This window comes from Streptomyces sp. NPDC088553, assembly GCF_044752965.1.
GTDB lineage: Bacteria > Actinomycetota > Actinomycetes > Streptomycetales > Streptomycetaceae > Streptomyces.
This window is the reverse complement of the sequence record NZ_JBIVMG010000002.1, coordinates 867,043-893,238: the sequence shown is the minus strand read 5'-3', so window position 1 is coordinate 893,238 and position 26,196 is coordinate 867,043. Positions and strand designations below refer to the sequence as shown.

The 26,196-nt window shown below is 71.7% G+C and carries 23 protein-coding genes and 2 pseudogenes; 14 read left to right on the top strand and 11 right to left on the bottom strand.

Annotated elements, in window-relative coordinates:
• From ACIP8Z_RS08950 to ACIP8Z_RS08925, 6 genes and pseudogenes are all read left to right on the top strand, one after another.
• Window positions 1-963, top strand: coding sequence for an amino acid ABC transporter permease (locus ACIP8Z_RS08950; protein ID WP_402080585.1), 963 nt, complete (start codon window positions 1-3; stop codon window positions 961-963).
• Window positions 964-971: 8 nt separating this feature from the next.
• Window positions 972-1,724 (top strand): amino acid ABC transporter ATP-binding protein, encoded by a 753-nt coding sequence (locus ACIP8Z_RS08945; protein ID WP_402080850.1) that lies wholly within the window; start codon window positions 972-974, stop codon window positions 1,722-1,724.
• A complete protein-coding gene (locus ACIP8Z_RS08940; protein ID WP_402080582.1) occupies window positions 1,721-2,938 on the top strand; it encodes a M20 family metallopeptidase in 1,218 nt (405 codons plus the stop codon). Before ACIP8Z_RS08945 ends, ACIP8Z_RS08940 begins: the two co-directional genes overlap by 4 nt.
• A 108-nt stretch (window positions 2,939-3,046) precedes the next feature.
• Complete coding sequence (locus ACIP8Z_RS08935) at window positions 3,047-4,336, top strand: cyanophycinase (RefSeq protein WP_402080579.1); 1,290 nt, start codon at window positions 3,047-3,049, stop codon at window positions 4,334-4,336.
• Between the two features lie 123 nt (window positions 4,337-4,459).
• Window positions 4,460-5,323, top strand: coding sequence for a MurR/RpiR family transcriptional regulator (locus ACIP8Z_RS08930; protein WP_402080577.1), 864 nt, complete (start codon window positions 4,460-4,462; stop codon window positions 5,321-5,323).
• Between the two features lie 77 nt (window positions 5,324-5,400).
• Window positions 5,401-6,288 (top strand): annotated as a pseudogene (locus ACIP8Z_RS08925) (ABC transporter substrate-binding protein); the annotation flags it as partial.
• An 80-nt stretch (window positions 6,289-6,368) separates the two neighbouring features.
• Here the strand turns inward: ACIP8Z_RS08925 and ACIP8Z_RS08920 are convergent.
• Complete coding sequence (locus ACIP8Z_RS08920; protein ID WP_402080575.1) at window positions 6,369-7,253, bottom strand: MurR/RpiR family transcriptional regulator; 885 nt, start codon at window positions 7,251-7,253, stop codon at window positions 6,369-6,371.
• Between the two features lie 297 nt (window positions 7,254-7,550).
• On the opposite strand from ACIP8Z_RS08920, the pseudogene ACIP8Z_RS08915 reads away from it, so the two are divergent.
• Window positions 7,551-8,059 (top strand): annotated as a pseudogene (locus ACIP8Z_RS08915) (hypothetical protein); the annotation flags it as partial.
• Window positions 8,060-8,119: 60 nt separating this feature from the next.
• Here the strand turns inward: ACIP8Z_RS08915 and ACIP8Z_RS08910 are convergent.
• A complete protein-coding gene (locus ACIP8Z_RS08910; RefSeq protein ID WP_402080572.1) occupies window positions 8,120-8,920 on the bottom strand; it encodes a VOC family protein in 801 nt (266 codons plus the stop codon).
• 118 nt (window positions 8,921-9,038) lie between these two features.
• Between ACIP8Z_RS08910 and ACIP8Z_RS08905 the strand changes: the two genes are divergently transcribed.
• Window positions 9,039-9,728 carry a formylglycine-generating enzyme family protein gene (locus ACIP8Z_RS08905; RefSeq protein WP_402080569.1) on the top strand — a complete coding sequence of 230 codons (690 nt, stop codon included), beginning with the start codon at window positions 9,039-9,041 and terminating at the stop codon, window positions 9,726-9,728.
• A 16-nt stretch (window positions 9,729-9,744) separates the two neighbouring features.
• Here ACIP8Z_RS08905 and ACIP8Z_RS08900 read toward each other — a convergent pair whose 3' ends face one another.
• The 3 genes from ACIP8Z_RS08900 to ACIP8Z_RS08890 form a co-directional block, all read right to left on the bottom strand.
• On the bottom strand, window positions 9,745-10,245 hold the full coding sequence (locus ACIP8Z_RS08900) for an NUDIX hydrolase (RefSeq protein ID WP_402080567.1): 501 nt from the start codon (window positions 10,243-10,245) through the stop codon (window positions 9,745-9,747).
• A gap of 68 nt (window positions 10,246-10,313) precedes the next feature.
• The gene (locus tag ACIP8Z_RS08895; RefSeq protein WP_402080564.1) at window positions 10,314-11,255 is read right to left on the bottom strand and encodes a universal stress protein; all 942 of its coding nucleotides are present in this window, start codon (window positions 11,253-11,255) and stop codon (window positions 10,314-10,316) included.
• Window positions 11,256-11,448: 193 nt separating this feature from the next.
• Window positions 11,449-11,850, bottom strand: coding sequence for a DUF5997 family protein (locus tag ACIP8Z_RS08890; RefSeq protein ID WP_319314296.1), 402 nt, complete (start codon window positions 11,848-11,850; stop codon window positions 11,449-11,451).
• A gap of 64 nt (window positions 11,851-11,914) precedes the next feature.
• On the opposite strand from ACIP8Z_RS08890, the gene ACIP8Z_RS08885 reads away from it, so the two are divergent.
• Window positions 11,915-12,751, top strand: a complete 837-nt coding sequence (locus tag ACIP8Z_RS08885; protein ID WP_402080562.1) for a LysR family substrate-binding domain-containing protein — start codon at window positions 11,915-11,917, stop codon at window positions 12,749-12,751.
• 138 nt (window positions 12,752-12,889) lie between these two features.
• The gene (locus ACIP8Z_RS08880; RefSeq protein ID WP_402080559.1) at window positions 12,890-13,468 is read left to right on the top strand and encodes a Type-2Aa cytolytic delta-endotoxin; all 579 of its coding nucleotides are present in this window, start codon (window positions 12,890-12,892) and stop codon (window positions 13,466-13,468) included.
• A 67-nt stretch (window positions 13,469-13,535) separates the two neighbouring features.
• Here ACIP8Z_RS08880 and ACIP8Z_RS08875 read toward each other — a convergent pair whose 3' ends face one another.
• The 3 genes from ACIP8Z_RS08875 to ACIP8Z_RS08865 all read right to left on the bottom strand — a co-directional run bounded on the left by ACIP8Z_RS08875 (window position 13,536) and on the right by ACIP8Z_RS08865 (window position 18,151).
• The gene (locus tag ACIP8Z_RS08875; RefSeq protein ID WP_402080557.1) at window positions 13,536-15,197 is read right to left on the bottom strand and encodes an FAD-dependent oxidoreductase; all 1,662 of its coding nucleotides are present in this window, start codon (window positions 15,195-15,197) and stop codon (window positions 13,536-13,538) included.
• 48 nt (window positions 15,198-15,245) lie between these two features.
• A complete protein-coding gene (locus ACIP8Z_RS08870; RefSeq protein WP_402080554.1) occupies window positions 15,246-16,157 on the bottom strand; it encodes a diiron oxygenase in 912 nt (303 codons plus the stop codon).
• 206 nt (window positions 16,158-16,363) lie between these two features.
• Window positions 16,364-18,151, bottom strand: coding sequence for a S8 family peptidase (locus ACIP8Z_RS08865; RefSeq protein WP_402080551.1), 1,788 nt, complete (start codon window positions 18,149-18,151; stop codon window positions 16,364-16,366).
• Window positions 18,152-18,416: 265 nt separating this feature from the next.
• Between ACIP8Z_RS08865 and ACIP8Z_RS08860 the strand changes: the two genes are divergently transcribed.
• Together ACIP8Z_RS08860 and ACIP8Z_RS08855 are read left to right on the top strand one after the other, a co-directional pair.
• Entirely contained in the window at window positions 18,417-18,779 is a 363-nt protein-coding gene (locus tag ACIP8Z_RS08860) for a DUF1304 domain-containing protein (RefSeq protein ID WP_402080848.1), read from the top strand.
• 7 nt (window positions 18,780-18,786) lie between these two features.
• Window positions 18,787-19,353 (top strand): TetR/AcrR family transcriptional regulator, encoded by a 567-nt coding sequence (locus ACIP8Z_RS08855; RefSeq protein ID WP_402080548.1) that lies wholly within the window; start codon window positions 18,787-18,789, stop codon window positions 19,351-19,353.
• Window positions 19,354-19,417: 64 nt separating this feature from the next.
• Here the strand turns inward: ACIP8Z_RS08855 and ACIP8Z_RS08850 are convergent, their stop codons facing one another.
• Entirely contained in the window at window positions 19,418-22,438 is a 3,021-nt protein-coding gene (locus ACIP8Z_RS08850; RefSeq protein ID WP_402080545.1) for a carbohydrate binding domain-containing protein, read from the bottom strand.
• Between the two features lie 224 nt (window positions 22,439-22,662).
• Between ACIP8Z_RS08850 and ACIP8Z_RS08845 the strand changes: the two genes are divergently transcribed.
• On the top strand, window positions 22,663-23,025 hold the full coding sequence (locus tag ACIP8Z_RS08845; RefSeq protein ID WP_402080542.1) for a YrdB family protein: 363 nt from the start codon (window positions 22,663-22,665) through the stop codon (window positions 23,023-23,025).
• Window positions 23,026-23,097: 72 nt separating this feature from the next.
• Here the strand turns inward: ACIP8Z_RS08845 and ACIP8Z_RS08840 are convergent, their stop codons facing one another.
• Complete coding sequence (locus ACIP8Z_RS08840; RefSeq protein ID WP_187621168.1) at window positions 23,098-23,565, bottom strand: MarR family winged helix-turn-helix transcriptional regulator; 468 nt, start codon at window positions 23,563-23,565, stop codon at window positions 23,098-23,100.
• 124 nt (window positions 23,566-23,689) lie between these two features.
• On the opposite strand from ACIP8Z_RS08840, the gene ACIP8Z_RS08835 reads away from it, so the two are divergent.
• Complete coding sequence (locus ACIP8Z_RS08835) at window positions 23,690-25,156, top strand: MFS transporter (RefSeq protein WP_402080538.1); 1,467 nt, start codon at window positions 23,690-23,692, stop codon at window positions 25,154-25,156.
• 86 nt (window positions 25,157-25,242) lie between these two features.
• On the opposite strand, the gene ACIP8Z_RS08830 is transcribed toward ACIP8Z_RS08835, so the two are convergent.
• The gene (locus tag ACIP8Z_RS08830) at window positions 25,243-26,067 is read right to left on the bottom strand and encodes a VOC family protein (RefSeq protein WP_402080535.1); all 825 of its coding nucleotides are present in this window, start codon (window positions 26,065-26,067) and stop codon (window positions 25,243-25,245) included.
• Window positions 26,068-26,196 lie beyond the last annotated feature (129 nt).

Genomic DNA, 26,196 nt, shown 5'->3' with positions numbered 1-26,196 from the left:
ATGATCGACACCAAGTCTCCCGCCGACCGCACGACCACCGGCGCGACGGGCATGCGTGATCTGGAGATCGTTCCCGTCCGTGACTACGGCAGGTGGATCGCTGCCGTCGCCTCGCTCATGGCGCTGGTGGGCCTGATCGGCTCGCTGGCGAAGAACGACAACCTGCACTGGGACGTCGTCGGCGACTACCTCTTCGCCGACCTCATCTTCGACGGTCTGACCACCACGCTCTGGCTGACCGCCGTCGCCATGCTCCTGGGCCTGGGCCTGGGCACGCTGATCGCCGTCATGCGCCTGTCGGCCAGCCCCGTGCTGTACGGCCTGGCCAACGCCTTCGTATGGGTCTTCCGCGGCACCCCCCTGCTCGTGCAGATCATCTTCTGGGGATACGCCGCGGCGCTGTACAAGTACGTGAAGATCGGCATCCCCTTCACCGAGGTCACCTTCTTCCAGGCCGAGACCAACACCCTGCTGACCCCGGCGATCGCCGCCCTGCTCGCCCTCGGGCTGAACGAAGCCGCCTACGCCTCGGAGATCGTGCGCGCCGGCATCCAGTCCGTCGACCCCGGACAGGCCGAGGCCGCGCACTCGCTGGGCATGCGCCCCGCGCTCACCATGCGCCGGATCGTGCTGCCCCAGGCCATGCGCGTGATCATCCCGCCGATGGGCAACGAGACCATCAACATGCTCAAGATGACCGCACTGGTCTCGGTCATCTCCGCCCACGACCTGATGTCCAACATCCAGGACGTGTACGCCCAGAACTACCAGGTCATCCCCATGCTGATCGTGGCCAGCCTCTGGTACCTGGCCCTCGTCACCCTCCTCGGCGTGCCCCAGGCCTGGCTGGAACGACGCTACGGACGCGGCACCACCCGCGCCGCACACGTCTCACCGTTCCGCCGCCTGCTCGGCGGAACCGTGGAGCGGCTCGGCAAGAAGAACAAGGAGCACAACCGATGAGCACCCCCATGGTGCGCGCCGAAGGCGTCCGCAAGCACTTCGGGAAGCTCGAGGTCCTCAAGGGCATCGACCTCACCGTCGAACGCGGCCAGGTCTGCTGCCTGCTGGGCCCCTCCGGCTCGGGCAAGTCCACCTTCCTGCGCTGCATCAACCACCTGGAGAAGATCGACGGCGGCAAGCTCACCGTCGACGGCGAACTCGTCGGCTACCGCCAGCACGGCAACAAGCTCCACGAACTCCGGGAACGCGAGGTCGCCGAACGCCGCCGGGACATCGGCATGGTCTTCCAGCGGTTCAACCTCTTCCCGCACGTGACCGCCCTGGAGAACGTCACCGAGGCACCGGTGAAGGTCGGCGGCGTGTCCAAGGCCGACGCCCGCGAGCAGGCCCACGCCCTCCTGGAGCAGGTCGGCCTCGGCGACCGGGCCCATCACTACCCCGCCCAGCTCTCCGGAGGCCAGCAGCAGCGGGTCGCGATCGCCCGGGCGCTGGCCATGAAGCCCAAGCTGATGCTCTTCGACGAGCCGACCTCCGCCCTCGACCCCGAGCTCGTCGGAGACGTCCTGGACGTCATGCGGCAGCTCGCGGCCGACGGTATGACCATGGTCGTCGTCACCCACGAGATCGGCTTCGCCCGCGAGGTCGGCGACACCGCGGTCTTCATGGACGAAGGAGTCGTCGTCGAAGCCGGAGACCCCCGCCAGGTGCTCGTCGACCCGGAGCAGGAACGCACCCGCGCCTTCCTGTCCAAGGTCCTGTGAGCGCGCCTCCGCGCCGGCGGCTCGCCGCGGAACTCCTCGACGGCGCCCGTTCCCTCCAGGCCCGCTACCTGCACGACCTCGAAGAGCTCGTCTCCATCGACTCCGGCTCGTACACGCCCCACGGGGTCAACCGGGTCGCCGACTGGGTCCAGAACCGGCTCACCGGCATCGGCTTCGCCGTCGAGCGCGTGACCTTCCCGCCGGGGCGGCAGGGCTTCCAGGCGGGTGACGCCCTCGTCGCCCGTAAGAAGGGCGCCCTCGCCGAGTCCGACGGCGGCCAGCGGATCCTCCTCGCCGGCCACATGGACACCGTCTTCGAGGAGGGGACCGCGGCCGCGCGTCCCTTCGGCCTGACCGGAAGCATCGCCCACGGCCCCGGGGTCAGCGACGACAAGGGAGGTCTGCTCGCAGGCCTCACGGCCCTGGAACTCCTCCACGACCACGGTGTGGACGCCTACGGCGAGCTCGTCCTCCTCGCCACGCCGGACGAGGAGATCGGCTCGCCCGCCAGCCGGGAGCTCATCGAGGAGACCGCCCGCGGCATGCACTACGGGCTCGGCCTCGAGTGCGCCCGGGAGAACGGTGACCTCGTCATCGCCCGCAAGGGCGTGGCCGACTTCCGCCTCACCGTCACGGGGCGCGCCGCCCACGCCGGAATCGAACCGGAGCGCGGCGCCAACGCCGCGCTGACCGCGGCGCACCTCGTCGTGCAGATCCAGGCCCTCAACGGGCACTGGGACGACGTCACCGTCAACGTCGGGGTGGTGCGCGCCGGAACCAGGGCGAACATCGTCTGCCCCCAAGCCGAACTGCGCATCGAGGTCAGGGCCGCCACGACGGCCGACGTACGGCGCGTCACCCGGGCCATCCGGGAGATCGCCGACCACCCCGCGGTGCCCGGCACCACGGTCGAGGTCGAACAGCTCGACCTGTGCCCGCCGATGGAGGACACCCCCGCCTCGCGCCGCATGCTCGACAACGCCTGCCGGGCCGCCTCCGCCGTCGGAGTCTCGCTCGGCGCCGCGGCCACCGGGGGAGTGGGCGACGCCAACCTGATCGCCGGCATGGGCGTGCCCATCCTGGACGGCCTGGGCCCCATCGGGGGCGCCGACCACAGCCCGCAGGAATGGCTCGACGTCTCAAGCGTCCCGCACCGCATCGCGCTGCTCGCCGATCTGGTTGCCGCGCTCGGCGACGCGCGCAACACCGCCTGACCCCGCAGTCCCTCCGGCATCGCCCTCCCCGCGCGATGCCGGAGGCGTCCGGGCCTGAAGCCGGTCGACGGGCCCCGTCACCCCACCACCTCACCCATGGAGAGCCCCATGCGCGCACATTCCGGCACGGCACGCCGCACCGTCCTCGCGGGCAGCATCGCCCTCGCCCTCCTCGCCACCGCCCCCACGGCGCACGCCCTGAGCGAGCGCCCGCAGCAGCCGCACGGCTCCCTGGTCCTCGTCGGCGGCGGTCTGAAGGACGACAACAAGCAGGTGTACGGGGAGATCATCAAGCGTGCCGGCGGCCCCGCCGCCCGCATCGGCGTCATCACCGCCGCGTCTGTTCCCGAGAGCCAGGACCCCCACGCCGGCGACCCCGACCTGTGCAGCAACTCCGCCTGCAACGGTGCCTACTACGCCGACCTCTTCAAGAGGCACGGGGCGGCCGACGCTCAGTGGATCCCCCTCGACATCGACCATGTCGCGAACGCCGACTCCGACGCCGTCGTCGCCCAGATCAACTCCATGAGCGGCTTCTTCTTCGGCGGTGGCGACCAGTACCGCTACCTCACCACCCTCCTGCACGGCGACCGGCACACCGACTCCAAGGTCCTCGCTGCCATCCGTGCCAAGCTCGCCCACGGAGCCGTCGTCTCCGGCTCCTCCGCCGGCGCCCAGATCGCCTCCGGCGCCGACATGGTCAGCGGCGGCGAATCCTACGGGGGCCTCCGCGACGGCAGCGCCCCCGGCTACTACGAGGACCCGGCCCGGCTCGCCCACATCCCCGAGGGCGGCTTCGGCTTCCTGCGCTCCGGACTCATCGACACCCACACCGGAGCCTACGGCCGCGAAGGACGGGCGCTGCGCCTCGCCGCGGACACTGGACACGACCGCGTCTACGCCCTGGAGGAGAACACCGCCCTGGTCGTCGACGATCCGGGCACCCGGCGGGAACACCTCACCGTGCTCGGGCCCAACGGCGTCGCCGTCCTCGACCTGCGCGGCGCCCGCGCGCACACGTCCGCCGCCGGCTGGACCTTGCGCGGCGCCCGCTACACCTACCTCACCGACCACGACCGGTACGACGCCCGCACCTGGACGCCCCGGCCCGCACCGGGCAAGCGGCCCCTGACACCCGGCAGCACGACGCCGGTGCCCGCCAACACCGACGTCTTCTACTCCTCCGCCAACCCGGACGGCGCCCCCTACTCCTTCCGCACCACCGCCCGCGCGCTCGCCTCGACCCGCGCGCAGAACACCGCGAACGCCACCACCTTCGAGTCGGGCCCGCGGTTCGACGTCACCTTCAGCAAGGCCGGAGGTTTCTCCGCCTGGACCGGTGACGGCGCCACCGCGCAGACGCTGATCGGGATGAGGATCAGCATCACGCCCAGGTGACTCCCGCTCCACCCTCCTGAGCGAAGGCCCCGTGCGCGTCCGGTGCACGCCTCGGGGCCCCGCCCCGTACAACCACCCGCGGCGACACCGTTCGGCGTGGCGCAGGACCGAAGAGAGAGTCCCGTGGTTCCCAGCCCCATCGCCGACGACATCCGACGCAAGCTCGGCATCCTCGCGCCCGCCGAACGGAAGGTCGCCCGCATCCTGCTCGCTTCCTACCCGTCCGCCGGATTCGAAACGGTCGCCACGATCGCCGAACGCGCCGGCGTCAGCGCACCCACCGTCCTCCGCTTCGTGTCCCGCCTCGGCCACACGGGCTTCCTCGACTTCCAGGCCGCGCTGCGCAAGGAACTCGACGAGCGCAGCGCCTCGCCTCTCTCGCTCTACGAGACCGCCGGAGACGGAGCTTACGGGCACTCGACCGACGGCCTCGTGGCGCACAGCAACGCGCTGTTCACCCAGGCCCTCACACAGACCCTCACCGACATCCCGCGGCACGACTTCGCCGGCGCGCTCACCCTGCTGTCCGACCCCCGGCGCCGCATCACCCTCGTCGGAGGCCGGTGCACCCACCTCCTCGCGCGCTACCTAGGCCTGCACCTGATGCAGCTGCGCGACGACATCCGCTTCCTGCCCGACCGGGACGTGGAACGCACGGCGTTCCTGACCACGCTCAGCAAGCGTGACGTCGTAGTGGTGTTCGACTACCGGCGCTACGAGGAGGACAGACTCGCCATCGCCCAACTGGCGAAGGACAACGGAGGCAAGGGCATCGTGTTCACGGACATGTGGCTTTCCCCCACCACCACGCACGCCGACGTGGTGCTGTCGCACCGGGTCGACGCGCCCTCTCCCTACGACAGTCTCGTGCCCACCCTCGCCGTCATCGAGACCCTGGTGGCCGCTCTCGTCACCTCGCTCGGCGACGGCGCGCACCAGCACATGAAACGGGGCGAGGAGACCGCGCGCCGCGTCGATCTGGTCTGACCCCTCGCACCCCGTCGCAGACCGAAGCACGTCACGTCCCACCTTCACCCGACACGCCCACCGAAGGAAGAACCGTCATGCGCTCGCACGTCACTCCGGCCGTGGTCCTCACCGCCTTCGCCGTCCTGGTCGTGTCCGCCTGCACCACCGGCACCGGCACCACCACCGCCGACTCCCGGCCGATGGCCGGCCCCGTCGCCGTACTGCCGGACCTCACGGTCGAGCCCGACCCGCAGCTCCACGCGATGCTCCCCGAGAGCATCCGGACCACGAACACCGTCCGCGTGGCCACGGACATCCCCTACCCGCCCTTCGAGATGTACGCGAACGAAGGCAGCAAGCAGATCACCGGCATCGACTACGACCTCGGGCAGGCCATCGGCGCCCGGCTCGGCGTGCGGTTCGACTTCGAGGCCCAGAAGTTCGACGGCATCCTCCCCGCCGTCCAGGCCGGCAAGTTCGACGCCGTCATGTCCGCGATGACCGACAAGAAGGCGCGGCAGAGGTCCGTCGACTTCGTCGACCACCTCAACGCCGGCCCCGGCTGGCTGGTCGCCAAGGGCAACCCGGCCGGGATCACCGTCGTCACCGACGTGTGCGGCAAGCCGGTCGGCGTGCAGACCGGCACCAACCACCAGAAGCTCCTGCAGCAGCGCCAGCGGCTCTGCGAGGCGAAGGGCCTCCCGCCCATCCGGATCCTCACCTTCTCCAAGGACTCCGAGGCCCAACTCGCCCTGCGCAGCGGCAAGGTCGTCGCCGACTACCTGGACGAGGTCACCGCCGCGTACGTCGCCTCCACCGCGGACGGGGGCAACGCCTTCTCCACCGTGACGGGCCGCGCCGCCGTCGGTGAGTACAGCGCGTCACCCATGGGGATCGGCATATCCAAGGACCAGGCCGGCCTCAAGGAAGCGGTGCGGGCCGCCCTGCAGTCGCTGATGGACGACGGCTCCTATCGGAAGATCCTCGGCCGGTACGAGGTCCCGAACATCGCGATCCCGAAGGCGACGGTCAACGGCGCCCTCGGGATCCCGGACCGCCTCCCTCACAGCAGCCCGGTGCGCCGCGCGACGGCCTCGGCGTCCTTCATCCGCTCGTGCGCCTCGGCGCCCAGTTCGCCCAGGGTGGCGGCGACGACGGACTCGATGAGGGCAAGGGTGGGCGTGAGACTGTCGTAGGGGGAGTCGGAGTTCACCTGGCTGGTGAGGACGACGTCGGCATGGCTGGCGCTCGGGGACAGCCACGGATCGGTGAAGACGATGACCTTACCGCCGCGTTCTCGCGCCAGCTCCGCGATGGCCGCCTTGTCGTCCTCGTAGCGCCGGTAGTCGAAGATGACCGTCACGTCGCGACGCGCCAGCTGCGTCAGGAACGCCGCCCGCTCCACGTCCCGGTCCGGGAGGAAGGCGACCTGGTCGCGGAACTGCATCAGGTGAAGCCCCAGGTACTCGGCGAGCAGGTGGGTGAAACGGCCGCCGGTGAGGTGGATCCGGCGACGCGGGTCGCTCAGGAGCTTGACCGCGAGGTCGAATTCATGAGGGGAGATCTCGCGGAAGGTCTGGGACAAGGCCTGCTGTACGAGGGCGAGGGACCGCCCCGCGACCGGCTCGCCTTCCTCTCCCCCCTGCCCGGCGGACGGCTCCTGCGCCTGCGCCGCACCCGCGCTCTCGTACAACGTGATCGGTGAGGCGTGCCGCGCGTCGAGCTCGGCGCGCAGGGCCGCCTGCAGGTCGGGGAAGCCGCGGTAGCCGAGCCGGGAAGCACAGCGGAGCACGGTGGGGGCGGACACGGAGGCGCGCTCCGCGATGGTGGCGACCGTCTCGAAGATCGCCGCGGGATATCCGGCCAGCAGGACCCGCGCGACCTTGCGCTCGGCAGGGCTGAGCTCACCGAGTCGACTGCGGATCTCGTCGGCCAGTGTGCCGCTCATGTCGGTCCTCTCCTGCACGCAGCGCCGGCTCCGGCGAGCCGTCCATGGTCTCGGGCGACCCGGCCGCCCATCGCTACAGAAGTGGCCTACCCGGTGCCCGAATGTACCGCACGTTACACCCATGGGTGAAGTCCGCCGGAGCCGCCCCCTGCTGTGGCCGCGTGCGGGGAGCACCGCCGCCGCTCGAAGGAGGGGGCGTGGTGAAGGCCACGTGCGCACCGCCCCGTCGCGTCACCTAGCTGAACGATCCTCTTTCTGCTGCGTGGTGGGTCGTGCGGCAGCAGGGGAGATTCCCCCGTCCCGCACGACTGCGTCAGCTGGACCAACCTCTTCCCCAGCGGCGTCTGCGACCCCGTCACCTCCGTCATGCCCGACTGGGACGGCCGCATCTGGCGGGTCACCCGCCTCGGTCGCGTCGGCACCGTCGACCCGGCGACGGGCGCGCTGCGCGCGATCCGCCTCGACGGTGAGGAGATCCAGAACTCCTTCTCCGTCGCCGAGGACGGCGTCTCCCTCGTCACCGACCACGTCCGGAAGAGCGACGTCCGCTCACCCTCGACCGTGCCCACGCTGTCCACCGCCGACGGACTGCTCTACTTCTACGAGAAGAGCGCCCCAACTCCTGGGGCATCGACGCCTGGTACCTCACGGCCGTCGACCTCCGCACCGGCGCCCGGGTCTTCAGCCGCTTCACCGGCACCGGCCTCGCCCACGACGACAACTGCGCCCCGATCACCCTCGGCCCCGACGGCACCGCGTACATCGGTGTCTTCGACGGCATCGTCGCGGTCCGCGACAGCGCCTGAACCGCACGGAGCCGCCCCGGGACCGGAGTCCCGGGGCGGCCACGCGGTCTCCCGTGCCGGTCAGACCATCTCGGGCATCTCGCCGACGGTGGTCCTGACGTCGATCACGGCGAACGCGGCGCCCTGCGGGTCCAGGATCGCCGCGAAGCGGCCGAACGGGCTGTCCATCGGCCCGAACACCTTCCGCCCGCCGAGGCGTTCGGCCGCCTCGACTGCCTTGTCGCAGTTGTCGACGGCGAAGTACACCTGGATGTACGAGGGGATCTCCGGCGGGAAGTCGTCCGCCGTCATCACCATGCGTCCGAGCACCGGGTCGGCGCCGAGGTCGAAGACCTTGTAGTCCATGCCCTCGTCCTGCATCTTCTTCGAGTTGTAGCCGAAGACGGAGGTGTAGAAGGGGTCGGCCTTCGCCGGCTCCCGGGTGAAGACCTCGGCCCAGACGTAGGAGCCGCTCTCACCCTCCAGCTCGAAGCCCTCGTGCTGCCCCGCCTGCCAGATGCCGAACACGGCGCCCGCCGGGTCCTGCGCGAGGCACATCGACCCGAAGTCACCGACCTGCATCGGCTCCATCAGGACGGTGCCGCCCGCGGCCTTGATCTTCTCCGCCGTGGCGGCGGCGTCGGGCGAGGCGAAGTACAGACACCAGGCCGACTGCGCCTCACCGTCGTCCTGCCCCGGCATCGGGGGGACGACCGCCGCGACCGCCTTCCCGTTCTTGTACGCCTGCGTGTAGTTGCCATATTCCGAGGAGGACTCGCCGAAGGTCCAGCCGAGCACGTCGCCGTAGAAGGTCTTGGCGACCTCGACGTCCTTGAACATCGCGTCGGCCCAGACAGGCGTGCCCTCAGGTCGTACGGCCATGACGGTGACTCCCACTTCCGATTCGATGACGCGTTCCTGTGAGCCACGCTAGTCACGCTCGCCCCCGCCCGCTCGGTGACACGACGCGGCCGTTCCGAATGCTGCGACCATCGGGGCCATGAGGACACAGGGGGACCCCACGATGATCGAGGTACCGGCGGGCCGGGTCACGCTCTCGGACCGGCGTACGGAGCGGAGCTGGACCGTCGACGTCGGCCCGTTCGCGCTGGGCACCGTCCCCGTCACACAGGGGCTGTACGAGCAGGTCATGGGCGACAGGCCGAGCACCGCGCACGCCGACCGGCTCCCGGTCGAAGGGGTGTCCTGGGACGACGCGATCCGCTTCTGCGACGCACTGTCCGTACGCGAGGGGCTCCGCCCCGCCTACCGCGTCCCCGCGGACGACACCGACACCGACGTCGAGGCACCCGACTGGGACCGGACCGCCGACGGCTACCGCCTCCCCACCGAGGCCGAATGGGAACACGCCTGCCGCGCCGGGACCACGGAAGCCCGCTACGGCCCGCTCGACGAGATCGCCTGGCACCGCGGCAACTCCGGCGAACGCCTCCACGAGGCCGGCGGCCGGCGGCCCAACGACTGGGGCCTCCACGACATGCTGGGCAACGTCTGGGAGTGGTGCTGGGACGTGTACGACCCTGAGGTCTACGGCAGCTACCGGGTGCTGCGCGGCGGCGGCTGGTTCGACGACCACTGGAGCTGCCGCGCCTCGGTCCGCCGCCGCAGCCACCCGACCCTGCGGATCGACGACGTGGGCTTCCGGCTCGCCCGCACCCTCCCGGGCTGAGCGACCCGGAGGAGGATCAGTCCGGCAGCCGACCGAGCGTGTAGCGGTGGAACGGTCCGTCCGGCAGCGGCAGCTCCGGCCGCCACATCCGCAGCACCTGGGCGGACGGCAGGAACAGCGCCTGCGGCAGCCGGCCGGGGTCCGTCCACTTCCAGCGCTCGATCTTGTCCGGCTCGGCCACGGCGGGCACGCCCCGGAAGAGCCGTACCGCCGTCGCGGCGGTCATCCGGGTCATCCGGGCGGAGGTGATCGAGTCCAGGACGAGACCGATGAGCTCCACGTCCCCGGCCTCCGCGACGAGCGTCGTCTCCTCGGCCAGCTCGCGGACCGCCGCGGCCTCGACGGACTCGCCCGGCTCGACCTTCCCGCCCGGGAGCTCCCACACCCCGGAGCGGTGCAGCCCGAGCAGCACCCGGCCGGCCTCGTCGGTCACCACGACCCCCGCACCGAGCGAGGCCTGGGCGGGTGGCGGCTGGACATTGCGCTGGGCGGCTGCGGCCCCTTCGGCGGTACTCATGGCACCCCTTCTACCAGCGGCGTTCCCCGCGCCACAACGGCGTCACGGAGCCGGCGGAGAGGTGTCCGTCAGGCCGGGGGCACCGGCGGAACCACCGCGACCGGGCAGTGCGCGTGGTGCAGCACCGCGTGGGCGACCGAGCCGATCAGCAGCGAGCCGAACCGATGCCGGTGGTGCCGGCCCACCACCACCAGACCGGCGTCCCGCGAGCCCTCCACCAGGAGGCCCGCCGCGTCCGCCGGCACCACCGTCCGGACCAGCTCGACCTTCGGCCGGCGCGCGACGAAGGGCCGCAGCCGCTCCTCCTGCTCCCGCTCGGCCTCTCGCACGAACGCCTCCGCGCGGCCGGCGACGGGCAGGGCCGGGGGCACCTGGAGCGCCGGGGCCGGGGCCACGACGACACTGGTCGGCTGAGGCGGCAGCCGGAGGGCCGTCACGGCCTCCAGCGGTACGCCCCGCTGCCGCGCCGCCTCGAACGCGAAGGCCACCACCTCGTCCGGAGTCTCCTCCGGGTGCAGCCCGAGCAGCACCCGGCCCGCCTCGGCCCCGCCCTCCAGGGCCGCCGCACGCGCCTCGTGCGGGACGACGACGAGTGGGCAGGGTGCCGTCGCGGCGAGCGTACGACTGGTCGAGCCGAGCAGCAGGCTCGCGAAGCCGCCGTGCCCGCGGGAACCGGTCACCAGGAGCCGCGCCCCCCGGGCCGCCGCCGGCAGGGCGTCGGTCACGGAGCCGTCGAGCGACTCGTACCGTACGGGCATGGCGTGCCCGTGCTCCTCGACGACCGTCCGTACGGCCTCCATGACCGCGTCGGGCAGCTCGGGGGACGGACCGAGGGAGGCGATGCGGGCGGCGCCGAGCTGGAGGGCGTCGGAGCGCACATGGGCCACGACCAGCGGTGATCCCAGGTGCCCGGCGGCGCTCAGGGCCCATTCGAGGGCCCGGAGACTGTGTTCGGACCCGTCCACGCCGACGACGACCGGCGGCTCGGACGCGGTGTTCGTGTCACTCATGGGGGAATGACTCCCGCGGCCGGGCGTGCGCCACACCCGTCAGGGCCGGCCACGCCCCGCCCGGCGGGAAACCGGCACCGGAGCCGCCCGGCGGGAAAACGGCGGGAAACGGCGCCGGACCGGTCCGACGGCGAAAACCATCGGGACCGGTCCGGCGGTGCGGCGATCAGGCGCCGTGTCGGCGGTGAAGCGGTCAGGCGCCCTGCTCGCGGCGCGCGGCGCGCTCCGCGTCGCGCTCCTTGATGCGGACGGTCTCCTTGCGGACCTCCGCCTGGGTGGCCCGCTCCTTCTGCAGCCACTCGGGGAGCTCCTGCCGGAGCTCCTCGATCTGCTCGGTGGTCAGCGGGTCGGTGATGCCGCCGCGGGCGAGACCGGCGATGGAGATGCCGAGCCGCTGCGCGACCACGGGGCGGGGGTGCGGACCGTTCTTCCGGAGCTCCTGGAGCCAGGCCGGGGGATTGGCCTGGAGCTCGTTCAGCTCGGTGCGCGAGACGACACCCTCCTGGAACTCTGCGGGGGTGGCCTCGAGGTACACACCCAGCTTCTTCGCCGCGGTGGCGGGCTTCATCGTCTGGGTGCTCTGGTGCGACGTCATGGTGTCCAGGGTATCGAGCGTGCGGGCGAGTTCCGACCACGGCAGCTACCGGTAACCTGGCGGAGTGACAGGCTCGGACACTTCCCCCGCGGATTCCCCCTCTTTCCCCTCCTCCCCTTCCTCCTTCAGGCTCGCCTACGTGCCCGGAGTGACGCCCTCGAAGTGGGTGCGGGTCTGGAACGAGCGCCTGCCCGACGTCCCCCTGACCCTGCTCGCCCTGACGCCCGCAGAGGCCTTCGGCGCCCTCCGGGAGGGCGCGGCCGACGCCGGTCTGGTCCGGCTCCCCGTCGACCGGGACGACCTGAGTGCCATCCCGCTCTACACGGAGACCACGGTCGTCGTCGTCCCCAAGGACCACCTGCTCGCGGCGGCGGAGGAGGTCACCGTCGAGGACCTCGCCGAGGAGCTCGTCCTGCACCCGCTCGACGACACCCTCGGCTGGGAGCAGCCGCCCGGCCTCCCGGCGAACGAGCGCCCCGAGACGACCGCCGACGCGATCGAGCTGGTCGCGGCGGGCGTCGGCGTGCTCGCCGTGCCGCAATCGCTCGCCCGGCTGCACCACCGCAAGGACCTCACGTACCGGACGCTGACCGAGGTCCCGCAGTCGCGGGTGGCCCTCTCCTGGAAGGCCGCGGACGAGGCTCCCGACCTGGTGGAGGAGTTCATCGGCATCGTGCGCGGCCGCACGGTGAACAGCACCCGGGGCCGCCGCGCCGAGGCCCAGAAGGGCCAGAAGCAGCCGAAGGACCAGAAGGAGCGGAAGTCCGGCGCCAAGCCCGGCGCCCGGTCCGGAAAGCCGGGTGCCGGTTCGCGTACGGGCAAGCCCGCGGCCAAGAAGCCCGGCGGCGCCGGAGGCTCCGGCCGGGGCCGGACCGGCGGAAAGCCCCGCAAGCGCTCCTGAGCCCCTTCTGCCCGTCCCGCGCCCCTTCCTCCCGTGATCCCGCGCCGCCCCGTCCGTACGGCGGACGCGGCCCGCTCCGGCGGGCGGCTGCTCTGCATACTGACCCCTCCTGATCATCGAGATCACACAGGAGGAGCTTTGGCCGCCAGTTTCAGGACCGTCGTCGAGGTGGGACCGGACCATCTCGCGCAGGCCCGGTCCATCGACCGGGTGTTCCAGGAGGCGATCGCGCCGGCGACCGTCAACTTCGACTTCGAGGCGATACGGCAGGCCGCCGCGGCCGTCCCGGACAGCACCGTGGTGAAGATGGTGCGGGGCTGGGGGCTCCAGGAGTACGCCCCCGTCCTGGTCATGGTCCTCTCCCTCAAGGAGGCCGTCCGGCAGGCGCTTCCGCCGGAGTGCGCGGAGGCCGGGTTCTGGGCCACCGTCGAGCGGGAGCTCGTCCAGGCCTTCACCGGCCTCGCCGCGCAGGAGGGGCAGCCCGGTCTCTCCTTCTACGAGGAGTCGGGGGAGCGGACCCGGTTCTACCGGGACCTGTTCTTCGCCCTGCAGGACGAGGAGACCGGGGAGCACATGTACGCCCTGGCCTTCTGCGTCGACGTGACCGTCGAGCTGCCGAAGGCGCGGGCCGTCGCCCTGGAGCTGACGGACACCGTGCCGTTCGCGGTCCGGCTCAACGCGATCGTGGTCCGCCAGGCCCTGGACCTCGTGGCCTGACGTCCCACGTCGTGATGGATCGCCGGCCCGCCGTCCCGGGCCGGACCCTCGGACCCCTTCGAACCCTTCAGACCACCCTCAGGCGCAGGCGACCGCTCCGCGCCGCCGCGACGAGCTCCGGCACCGTGGCGAGTTTGACCCGCGGGCGCCCCGCGTCCCGCCCCTTCGCCCGCTCGGTCCGGTCGATGGCCGCGAGACCACGCGCGTCGACGAGATGGCGGCTGCGCCTCCGCGTCAATCGGCGGAACTCCTGCGCCGTGCCCGTCGGCTTCGGCAGCGCCCCGGCGACCGCGTCCGCGAGCAGCGTCCCGACGGTCTCCTCCGCGCAGGCCCGGTTGGCCCCGATGCCGCCGGTGGGCCCGCGCTTGATCCAGCCCACGACATAGCCGCCGGGCAGCCCGGCCACCCGCCCCGCCTCGTGCGGCACCGTGCCGGTCGCCTCGTCGAAGGGCAGCCCCGCCAGCGGGACCCCCCGGTAGCCGATCGCCCGGACGAGGAGACCCGCCTCGATCTCCGTACCGGACGGCGATCCGTCCTCCGTGACCCGGACCGCCCGGACGGCGTCGGTGCCGACGGCCTCGACCGGGGCGGAGTGGAAGCGGAGCACGATCCGGCGCCGGCCCGGTGCCGGGGCCCGCGTCCAGTCCACCGTCTCCCGCGTCACGCCCCGCAGCAGCGCGGCCTTCTCCCCGTCCGCCGCCGCGTCCACGCGCGCGCCGGTGCGCGGGTCCCGGTCGTCGACGACCAGGTCCACGCCCGGGAGGTGCTTCAGGGCGAGCAGCTCGGGGCTCGTGTACGCCGCGTCCTCGGGGCCCCGGCGGCCGAGCAGCACCACCTCGCGCACGCGGCTGCCGCGCAGGGCGGCGAGGGCGTGGTCGGCGATGTCCGTACCGGCGAGGGCGTCGGGGTCACTGACGAGGATCCGGGCCACGTCGAGGGCCACGTTGCCGTTGCCGACGATCACGACCCGCTCCGCGCTGAGCCGGACGGCGTCCGCGCCGGTCTCGGGGTGCGCGTTGTACCAGGACACGACGGAGGTCGCCGAGACGCTGCCGGGCAGGTCCTCGCCCGGGATGCCGAGCCGCCGGTCGGAGGGTGCGCCCACCGCGTAGACCACCGCGTCGTGGTGCGCGGCGAGTTCCCCGACGGTGACCTCCTCGCCGATCTCCACCCCCAGCCGCATCCGGACCCGGGGGTGGGCGTGGAAGCGGGCGAGCGTCTCCCCGGCCCCCTTCGTCGCCGGGTGGTCCGGCGCCACGCCGTACCGCAGGAGTCCGCCGGCCACCGGCAGCCGGTCGATCAGGGTGACCTCGGCGTTGGTGTGCAGGAGGAGGTCCTCGGCGGCGTACATGCCCGCGGGGCCGGTGCCGACGACCGCGATCCGCAGCGGGGCGAAGTCGGCCGGCAGGGAGCGGGGGAACGAGGGCTCGCCCCACGCGTGGAAGTTGGGCGATGTGAGGGCCGGTTCGGGCGTCCGGTCCGCGTAGTAGGCGGCGTTGACGGCCTCGTACTCGCGCAGCCGGCCGGTGAGCCGGTCCGCCGGGAAGATCGCGTCGACGGGGCAGGCGTCGGCGCAGGCCCCGCAGTCGATGCAGGCCCTGGGGTCGATGTACAGCATCTCCGTGGTGCCGAAGTCCGGTTCCTCGGGCGTCGGATGGATGCAGTTGACCGGACAGACGGCGACGCAGGTGGCGTCGTTGCAGCAGGTCTGGGTGATCGCGTAGGTCATGTCGTCGGCTCTGCTCTGCTCGGCTCGGAGGGGTCGGGCTCGGAGGGGTCAGACGAGGTGGGCGCGCTGGTAGAAGTAGAGCGCGGGCCGGGTCAGCATCCCGACGTCGGCCAGGAACTCCATCAGTCCGGAGCAACTGGCGCGCAGCTGCGCCTTGTAGTGCTCGTTGGCGGCGGCCTCGCGGCGGGCCCGCTCGGGGTCGAGTCCGGCCCGCACGTACACCTCCGGGTTCACCAGGCTGGTGATGATGTAGTACGCGGCGATGGCGACGACGAGCGCCTGGAAGTGCCGGCGGGCCCGGCTCGCGCGGGCGAGGGCGCGGCGCGTCTCGTCCCGGGCGAACTTCATGTGCCGTGACTCCTCGACGACATGGATGTTGCTGATGGTGCGGACGAAGGGGACGACCCGCTCGTCGCGCATCCAGTCGCGCTGCATGACGTCGAGGACCTCCTCGGCCACGAGGATCCCGGCGTACGCGGCCTCGCCGAAGCCGACGGTCTTCATGAAGCGTCCGAGTTCGAGGACGGCCCGCCTGGGCCGGTACGCGGGCGCGCCGAGCTTCTGGGAGCCCCGGGCGAACATGATGGAGTGCCGGCACTCGTCGGCGATCTCGGTGAGGGCCCACTGGAACCGGGGGTCGGTGTGGTCCATGCGGTAGATGTCGCGGAGCACCATCTGCTGGAGGATCATCTCGAACCAGATGCCGGTGCTGGCGACCGACGCCGTCTCCTGCCGGGTCAGCTCCTTGCGCTGCTCCTCGGTCATCTCGTTCCAGTAGGCCGTGCCGTAGAGGGAGTTCCACTCGGGGCTCTGGCCGTGGAAGTCCTTGTCGAGGGGGGTGTCCCAGTCGACGTCGACGGCGGGGTCGTACGACAGCTTCGCGGCCGACCGGAGCAGCCGCTCGGCCGTGGAGCTGTCGAACTGACCCTCGTTCTCCGGACGAACGGTGCTGTGTGCCATGGTGCGGCTCCTTGGATCGCGCGATCGGCGGCTCGGGCACTTATTAGACTGAGCGTCTAGCAAGCTTGTTAGACGGAACGTATAGCAAGGCTCCCGGGCAGGCCTACCCCTCGGTACGGACTTTTTCCCGCGGGCACGCCGAACGGGGCCGGAACCCCGTGGGTTCCGGCCCCGTCAAAGGGTCGTGCGCAGGTGTGACGCCGGCGTCAGAAAGTCAGGTTCCAGGCGTCGATCTTGCCCGTGTCCTGGCTCGCGTTGTCGTTCACCCGGAGCTTCCAGACCCCGTTCGCGACCTCCGCCGAGGCGTTGACCGTGAACGTCTGGACGATGTTGTCCGTGCCGCTGCCGGTCCGGTTGTGGACCGTGTAGACGCTGCCGTCCGGAGCCACCAGGTCGACCTTCAGGTCGCCGATGTACGTGTGCTTGATGTCCACGCCCACCTTGAGCGTGGCCGGGGCGTTGCCCGTCACGCCGCTGACCGTGATGGGGCTCTCGACCGTCGCGTTGTCGGCGATCGTCACGTCGGTGAGGTTCTCGAAGTACGCGCCGGGCGGCGGGGTGCTGCCTCCGACGGCCTTCAGCGCGTCGACCGCGCCCTCACCGAAGAAGCCGTTCTTGGTCGTGGTGCCCTTGCAGCGGGTGTCCGAGGGGCACGCGCGGTCCGTGGCCTGGACGCCCAGCTGGTCCCGGATCTGCGCCGGGGTGAACGTCGGGTTCGTGCTCGCGATCAGCGCCGCGACGCCCGCCACGTGCGGGGAGGCCATCGAGGTGCCGCTCATGTTGCCGTACTTGCCGCCCGGCAGCGTCGAGTACACCTGGGTGGAACCGTCACCGCCCGGCGCGGCGATGTCGATCACGCCGTTGCCGAAGTTGGAGTACGAGGCCTTGGCGCCGCCGCTGGCCTGCGAGGCGACGGTCACGACGCCCGGAAGCTCCGTCGGGATGTCGATGCAGGCGTTGGTGATGGTGCGGGTGACCGGGGTCGAGTCGTTGGGGCTCTCGGAGTCGGTCGTCTTGTTCGCCAGGTCGTAGTTGGAGTTGCCGGCGGCGGCCACCTGGAGCGAACCCTTGCCCTCGGCGTACACCTGCGCCCGGCGGACACCCTCGATGATGGCGGCCTGGTCCAGGTTGTCCGGGCAGTTGAACTGCCACGGGTCCGTGTAGTAGCTGTTGTTGGTGACCTTGAAGCCGTGGTCACCTGCCCACATGAAGCCGCAGATCGTGTTCTCCGCGAAGAACAGGCTGCTGGTCGGCTCCGCGATGCGGACGGAGGAGATCTTCACGCCCGGAGCGACGCCGATGACGCCCTTGCCGTTCTTGGCGGCCGCGATCGTGCCCGCGACGTGCGTGCCGTGGGTGCCGACGTCACGCCAGGCGCCCGCGCGCGTGTCCGCCTTGCCGTAGGCGCAGGAGGCCGAGTCGGCGGCGTTGAAGTTGGGCGCGATGTCCTGGTGCTGGTCGTCGACGCCGGTGTCGAGGACGCCGACCTTCACCGTCGCCGAACCGGTGGTGACCGCCCAGGCCTGCTCGGCCTTGATCTGCGTCATGTCCCAGCGGTTCGACTCCGTGAGCGTGGTCGTCGACTGCGCCGGGTTGGCCGGGAGCGCCGGGTTGTAGGCGTCGGCGGGGACGTCCGAGGTGCGGGTCGCCCCGACCTGCTGGACTCCGCCGACGGTGCGCATCGCCGAGGCGAACGACGCGGACGTCGAGTGCGCCACGATCACGCCGATCGCGTCATAGGTGGCGAAGACCGAACCGCCGTTGCTCGTGACCGCGCCGCTGACCGCCGAGGTGCCGCCGGGGGCGGTGATCACCAGGTACGCGCGGGTGCCCGCGGCCCAGGCGGCCGGAGCCGCCGCCGGTGTCGTCGTGGCGGGGCTCCGCGTCGCCCCCGCCGAACGGGCCGCGACGGGCTCCGTGTCGGTCGGTGCTGCCTGGGCGAATCCCGCGGGAGCGGCGAGCGCCACGGTCGTACCGAGCGCCGCGGCGGCCATGGCCGACGTTCTCAACCGGCTGGATATGAGGGAAAACAATGCGTCCTCCGATGACCCGGTGGCGCGGGTGGCGCCCGCCGGGCCCTGTGATGTGTGGGGTGGACGCAAGATCCCAGAGTCGCGAGGCGGAAGGAAGCGTTCAGTCCGAGAAGCCCGTTCGCGTTACGCACTGTTGACCGATCGAGGCCATTTACTGGACAGCTGTCCATGTATAGTGGACATCTGTCCAGGAAATCCGGGGCAGGTGAACGCGGAGGAGACGACGGTGGAGACGACGGCGAACGTGCTGGTGGGCCTGGTGGCCGCCCTGCACACGTACATCCTGGTTCTGGAGATGTTCCTGTGGGAGAAGAAGCCGGGGCGCGGCCTCTCCGGCTTCGACGCCGACATGGCCCGCGCCACCGCGCCGCTCGCCGCGAACCAGGGCCTCTACAACGGCTTCCTCGCCGCCGGACTCGTCTGGGGCCTCATCGCCGACGACCCGACCGGCTTCCGGGTCCAGGTCTTCTTCCTCTCCTGCGTCGTCATCGCCGGTGTGTATGGCGGTGTCAGCGCCAACCGCCGCATCCTGGTCGCGCAGGCACTCCCGGGAGCGCTCGCCCTCGGCGCCGTCCTGCTGAGCCGGTGACCCGGCCGTGACCACGACTCCGGGAGACCCCCGGGCGGCCAGGACCCGGGCCAAGCTGCGCCGGGCCCTGTTCGACGAGTGCGCCGAGCGCCCGCTGGCCGATGTCACCATCGCCACGCTCGTACGCCGGGCCGGCGTCGGCCGTGCCACCTTCTACGTCCACTACGGCGATCTGGAGGCGCTCGCCGTCGACGCCTGCGCCGACGTGGTCCGCGACGCGGTGGACGCCCTGCACGCCTGGCGCGGCACCCCCGACCCGGCGTCCCCGCCGCCCGCGCTGCTCGACTTCCTCGCCGCACTCGCCCCGCACGCGGGCCTCTACCGCGCCCTGCTGCGGCCGGGCGGCGGCGGGCCGCTGGGCCTCGTGCTCCACGAGGACCTGCGGGCCCGCAGCTTCCACGAGCGCAGCCTGGCCGGGGCCCCGGAACCGGAACTGATCGCCTCGGCCGTGGCCGCGACCTTCGCCGGTGTGCTGGCCGACTGGCTGCACGGCCTCGTGGAGGGCGACTCCGACCGGATCGCCCACCAGATCTGGCGCCTGCTCGTCACCCTGCACCGCACGCCGTTGGGGTAGCGCGCGGCGGCCCGGCCGGAGGTTCCGGCTCGGAGGGGTTGGTGGCCCCCCCGAGCCGGAAGTGCTACTTCAGGTACGGGCCCGCCGCGCCGATCCGGCCGGGGCCGTTGAGGACGTACACCCGCAGGTTGCCCTTGCCCGGAGCGCCGACCGCGAGCGTGCCGTCGGAGACGGTCCTCACGTCGCCGGTGACCGCGTCGGTGTACGTGCCGTTCGGGATGCCGGTGTACGTGGCGCCGCCCGAGACCGTGACCAGGGCGAAGCTGTCCGTACTCCCGCTGGTGTAGCGGCGCTTGAACGCCATGCCGCCCGACACGCCCTCCGTGGAGTACTGGCCCATCTGGAGCGCGGGGATCGCCCGGCGGATCCGGTTGAGCCGCTGCACGTGCTTCACCAGCGGCTGTTCGAGCGTCGTGGCGACCGCTCCGGAGGCCGCGGAGACCTGGGAGAAGTCCGAGGCCGTGACCGAGCCGGCGACGTGGTCGCCGAAGTACGCGCGGCCGGTGGTGGCCAGCGGGCAGGACGGCCCGCAGTCGATCTTCCTGCCCTTCTGGAACTCGATCTCGGAGCCGTAGTACAGGGTCGGGATGCCGCGGAAGGTCCACATCAGGGACATGTTCTCGGCCCAGGCGTCGGTGCCGCCGGTGTACCGTTCGCTGGACTTGTTGGGGCCGTAGTCGTGGCTGTCGACGTAGACGACGTTGTAGGTGGCGTCGTTGTAACTGTCGTCCGAGTCCTTGCCGTTGGAGAAGGCGTTGGACGCGTCACCGAAGTTCATGTGCATGCGCATGTCGATGACGTTCATGCCGGAGAAGCGGCTGTGGTCGGGGGTGTGGTAGCTGTTGCCGTTCAGGAAGGCGTTGGAGGAGGTGGGCTGGTTGCCCGTGCCCTGCTGCTGCTCGTGGTCGTACATCTCAAGCGCGGCCTTCGCGTCGTCCGCGTCGTACTCCTTGCGCTCCTTCCAGGTGTAGAACTGCGCCGAGTGGTTCACCGACCCGCGGTTCCACTTGTCGTTCACGAAGGCGGCGACCTCGCCGAAGACGAAGAAGTTCTTCGCGGCCTCGGCGCCGTGGCTCCGCGTCACCCGCTCCTGGATGGCGGGCAGGAAGCGGCGGTTCCAGGTGGTGCGCGGGATGTGCACGGCCGTGTCGACGCGGAAGCCGTCGACGCCCATGTCGATGTACTTGTCGTAGGCGCCGATCAGATAGTTCTGGACGGCCGGGTTCTCGGTGTCGAAGTCGGCCAGGTCCTCGTGCAGCCAGCACGAACGGGAGTCCTCGCCCTCCCAGTTGCCGATCCAGCACTGGTGGAAGAGCGCCTTGGGGAACATCCCGGACGTCGGGCTCGGCCACTGGCAGTTGTAGAGCGTGTAGCCCTCGGCGCTCTTGCCGCCGGTGGGCTTCCCCCAGTTGAGGCAGGTGTTGCCGGCCGGCTCGGCCGTCGACCACAGGTCACCGTTGTAGTACGACTTGCCGGACTTCGCGTCGACCGTCAGGCCGTCGTACTCGAAACCGGGCTGCCTCTCGTCGTAGTACCAGCTCCACTGGCTGTCCCGCACGCCGTACACGGTGGGCGTGAACAGGCCCTTGGCGCCCCAGCGCGAGGAGTGGTTGTAGACGACGTCCTGGTAGATCTTCATGCCCTTGGCGTGGGCGGCGTCGATCAGGTCCTGGTAGGAGGCGCCGGCCGACTCCAGACGGGGGTCGACCTTGTAGAAGTCGTAGCCGTGGTACCCGTGGTAGTCGTAGTCGGACCGGTTGAGGACCACCGGGGTCACCCAGACCGCCGAGAAGCCGAGGCCCTTGACGTAGTCCAGCTTCTGGATGAGGCCCTTGAAGTCGCCCCGGAACATGGGGTCGTCGTTGGCGGCGTTGCCCGATTTCACGTGCTGGCCGCCGCCGCGGTTGTTCGACGGGTCGCCGTCGTTGAAGCGGGCCGTGAGGACGAAGTAGATGGGGTCCTTGCGGGGGTCGGTGCCGAGGGGCTTCCCGGTGGCGGGGCCGGCCGGCTCGTCCCCGGTGGTGGCCGTCGCGGGCGCCGAGGCGGCGGAGACGTTGCCCGCCGCGTCCACGGCCTTCACCGTGTAGGTGTACGTGGTCCGTTCGGCGAGGCCCGTGTCGGAGAACACGGTGGAGCCGACATCGGTGACGACGGTTCCGCCGCTGCCGCCGACCCGCGTGACCTGGTACTTCGTCACGCCCTTGGTGTCGGTGGCGGGGTCCCAGGCGAGCAGGACCGAGACGCCGTCCGCGGCGGCGGTGACCTTCGTGGGGGCGGTCGGGGCCTGGGTGTCGGGGACTTCTGCGGCGCACGGGTCGGCCGCGTTCGCCGTCACCGCGTTGTTCCGTACGGTGCTGACGCCCGTGCCGATCGTGTAGTCGGCGCCGCCGTTGTTGTCCCAGGTGCCGTTGCCGTTGTTGAAGGCGGCCTTGAGGGTGGTGGCCGTGCCGAGGTCGACCTCCCGCTTCCACCAGCCGGCGCAGGCGGACCGCATGCCGACGCCGGGGACCGTGGTCCAGGCGCCACCGGCCGGCTGGTAGTGGATGTTGGCGGTCGACCAGCCCAGCGCCTCGGTCGAGTAGTAGACGGTGGCCTTCGCGCCCGGCGTCGGGGTCGGCTCGGGCCCCGTTCCGGCGCAGGGGTCGGAGTGGGCGATCACCCCGTCCTTGACGGTGACGGCACCGGTGCCGAGGGCGTAGTTCCGGCCGCCGTTGTTGTCCCAGGTGCCGCTGCCGTTGGTGAACGTCGCCTGGAGGCCGGTGGCCGTGCCGAGGGTGACGGTCTTCTTCACCCAGTCCGTGCAGGCCGCCTCCATGGCCACGCCGGGGACGGTGGTCCAGGAGCCGCCGTCCGGGGCCCAATGAAGCTTGTACTGCGCCCAGTTCCTGGTCTTCGTCCAGTAGAAGACCGTGGCGGTGTTCTCGGCGGTGGCGGCCACCGGCGCCGTGCGCGGGCCGGCGTCGGGGGAGGGCCCGCCGGACGGCGCGGCCACCAGGCCGAGGACGCCGGCGGCGACCGCGAGGGCGGCGGACGGTCCGAGGGGCAGGCGTCTGTGCGTACGTGTCAGTCCGCGGGTGCGTGTCATCCGGCTCTCCAGGCAGGACCGCGCGTCACCGGGCAGAGCTCTGCCCCGGACGGGAGCCGAAGCCCTCTGGAAACGCTGTCGGAAACTTGCAGAAACATTTTGCGTGGCCGGAACGTATCGCTGCCCCTCCCCGTCGTAAAGGGTTCTGACGAGGTCCGGAGGTGTGGAAGTGTGGAAGTGTGATCGCCCCCGTGGGCCACGCCGGTGACGAAGGAAGGCGACCGATGAAGCTGCCCGGCCCGCTGTACGCGCTCAACGAAGTGCTGGCCTTTCTCCTGGAGTTGGCTGCTCTCGCCGTCCTCGCGTGGTGGGGATGGGAGAGCGCGGAGTCGATCGCTCCGCGCCTCCTGCTCGCTGTCGCGGCGCCCACGGCGGCCGCCGTCCTGTGGGGGCTCTTCGCCGCCCCGAAGGCCCGGTTCCGGGTGCCGGTGGCAGGTGTTCTGACTGTGAAGGCGCTGGTGTTCGGTGCCGCGGTGGCGGCTCTCCTCGCCCTGGAGCGGCCCGGCTGGGCCACCGTCTTCGCCGTTGTCGTCGTGGCCAACACGACCCTCGCGACGCTCGACCGCCGGACGCGCGCGGCGCTCTGACGGGTAGTCACGACCGGCCTGCCAGGGGTCCGCCCGGCGCAGTCCCGTCAGGGGTCCGCCAATGCCGTCCCGTCAGGGGCGCGGCCAGGGGCGGCCCTCCAGCCGCTCGATGTCCCGGTTGAAGCGCTCCAGGAAGGCCGCGAAGCGGGCCACGTCCTCCGGCGACCAGTTCTCCATGACCCGGTCGAGCCCCTCGATGTTCGAGTTCCGGTCGGCCTCCAGGCGCCGCTCGCCCTCCTCCGTGATGCGGAACTTTCGGGCGATCCCGCCGTCCGGGTCGGGGATGCGCTCCACGACCCCGGCGCGCAGCATCGCCGCGGTCTGCCGGTTGAGGGTGGAGGCGTCGAGCCCGAAGGCCTCGCTGAGCTGCCCGATGGACATCGGCCCGTGCATCCGGATGCGGCTCAGCAGGACGTACGCGCTGCGGTCCAGGTGACCACCGGCGGCCCGGGAGCGGGGCGCGTACAGATGGGCGTGCCGACCGAGCAGCATGGTCTCGAACTCGACCAGGTGGAGGGGTTTGTCCTCGGGCTTGTCCATGAGGCCATTGTCCCTCGCCGTGATCGGATGTGCATCATGCATGACTTGTGTATGACACCATTAATGTGCACTATGCATATGGAGCCATGGCGGACGACCGCCGTGGACGATCGAGGGAGAACACGTGGACGGCACCAAGCCCGACGCCCGACCCGGAGGCGTCGTCGGCGTCCTCGCGCTCGCGGGCATCGTGGCCGCACTCATGCAGACCCTGGTGGTGCCGCTCATCGGCGACCTCCCCAAGCTGCTCGACACCAGCGCGTCCAACGCCTCCTGGGTGATCACCGCGACCCTGCTCGCGGGTGCCGTCGCCACCCCGGTGGCCGGCCGGCTCGGCGACACCCTCGGCAAGCGACGCGTCCTCCTCGTCTCCGTGATCCCGCTGGTCGTCGGCTCGGTGGTCTGCGCGCTCGCCTCCTCCGTCGTCCCGATGATCGTCGGACGCGGTCTCCAGGGCCTCGGCATGGGCGTCGTACCGCTCGGCATCAGCCTGCTGCGCGACATCCTCCCGCCCGAGAAGCTGGGCGGCTCCATCGCCCTCATGAGCGCCTCCATGGGCGTCGGCGGTGCCCTCGGCCTGCCGTTCTCCGCGGCCGTCGCCGAGAACGCCAACTGGCGCGTCCTCTTCTGGGTCGCCGCCGCGCTCAGCGTCGTGGTCGGCGTCCTGATCTGGCGCGTCGCCCCCGCGGGCCGCCGCGCCGCCGCACCCGGCCGTTTCGACGTACCGGGAGCGCTCGGCCTCGGCGTCGGGCTCGTCGCCCTGCTGCTCGCCGTCTCCAAGGGCGCGACCTGGGGCTGGGGCAGCGGCACCACCCTCGGCCTGTTCGCCGTCGCCGTGGTCGTCCTGCTCGCCTGGGGCCGGTGGGAGCTGCGTACCCGTGACCCCCTCGTCGACCTGCGCGTCACCGCCCGCCCGGTCGTCCTGATGACCAACCTGGCGTCGATCCTCGTCGGATTCGCCATGTACGCGCAGTCCCTGGTCGTTCCGCAGCTCTTCCAGTTGCCCGAGGCGACCGGTTACGGTCTGGGTCAGTCGATGATGGCCATGGGCCTCTGGATGGCCCCGGCAGGCCTGATGATGATGGTCCTCGCGCCCCTCGGCGCCAAGCTCTCGGCCGCCCGCGGCCCCAAGGTCACGCTCTCCGTCGGCGCCCTCGTCATCGCCGCCGGCTACGGATCCTCACTCGCCCTGATGGGCACCACCGTCGGCCTGCTCGTCGTGACCCTCATCTGCAACACCGGCGTGGGACTCGCCTACGGGGCCATGCCCGCGCTCATCATGGGCGCCGTCCCCCAGGAGGAGACCGCCTCCGCCAACAGCTTCAACACCCTGATGCGGTCCATCGGCACCTCCGTCTCCGCCGCCGTGATCGGCGTCGTCCTCGCCCAGATGACCACCACCCTGGGCGGCCACGCGCTGCCGTCCGAGGACGGCTTCCGCGTCGCCATGCTCATCGGCTGCGGAGTCGGTCTGGTGGCCGCGGCCGTCGCCGCGCTCATCCCGGGCAGGCCCGCCGCCGCGCCGGCCGGAGACGCGGCGGGTACGGAACCGGGCGCCGCGCCGCGCGCCGCCACCGAAGCCGCCGCCTGACCCACCCGACCGAAACAGTGGGCGGTACGGGGACCGGGGAAGCGTCCCGGGCCCTGTACCGCCCACCGGTCCCGGCGGGCCACCGGTCAGCCCTTGTCGTCCCCCGCCGCCTCCAGACCGAACAGCGCGCCCTCCGGGTCCCGGACCACCACCACCCGGCGCCCGTCGGGCTCCTCCGGACCGCGTACCCCGCCCCAGTCGCCGCCGGGCACGACGGTCCCGCCGTAGGCCACCACCGCCACCGCCGCCGCCTCGGGATCCGGCACCCGGAACCGGACCAGCCAGCGCGGACGCAGCTGTGGCCGGGGCGAGCCGGACTCGACCGGACCGCTGTTCAGCCGGGCCACCGCCTCGCCGTCCCGGCGCAGCACCACCTTGTCCTGCTCGTACGAGACCTCGAAACCGGCGGGCGCGGCGTCCGCCCAGCGCAGCACCTCCCCGTAGAACACCGCCGCCTCGAACGCGTCCCGGGTGTGCAGTTCCAGCCAGGCCGGCGCCGAGCCCAGGCCGATGTGCAGACGGTTCTCCGTCCGCCCCTCCCAGACACCGAACGCCGCACCCTCACGGTCGGCGGCGAGCGCCGCCCGGCCGTGCGGCGGGTAGCCGACCGGCCCCACGCCGACCGTGCCGCCGCGCTCCCGGATCCGCGACACCGCCTCGTCCACGTCGTCCACCGTGAAGAACGCCGTCCAGGCCACCCGCACGGACAGCCGGGCCGCCACCGCGGCGATCACGGCCACGGGCTGGTCGTCGAGCCGCCCGACCGCGTACTCCCGGTCCCCGCCGTCGTCCCGCCGGAACGTCCAGCCCAGCACGGCACCGTAGAAGCGCTCCGCCGCGTCGAGATCCCGCGCGGTCAGACTCAGCCAGCACGGCGCTCCCACCACCTCTCCGGTCGTCGGCCCCGACACCGGCACCACCTCCTGTTCCGTCCTGCTCGCTGCGTGCGTCGTGCGCCCCTTCCCCGCTCCACTGCCCCGCATGCGCGCACTCACCCGAGTGCCGCCGAACACCACACGCCCGGGTGCGCCGACGCGGAC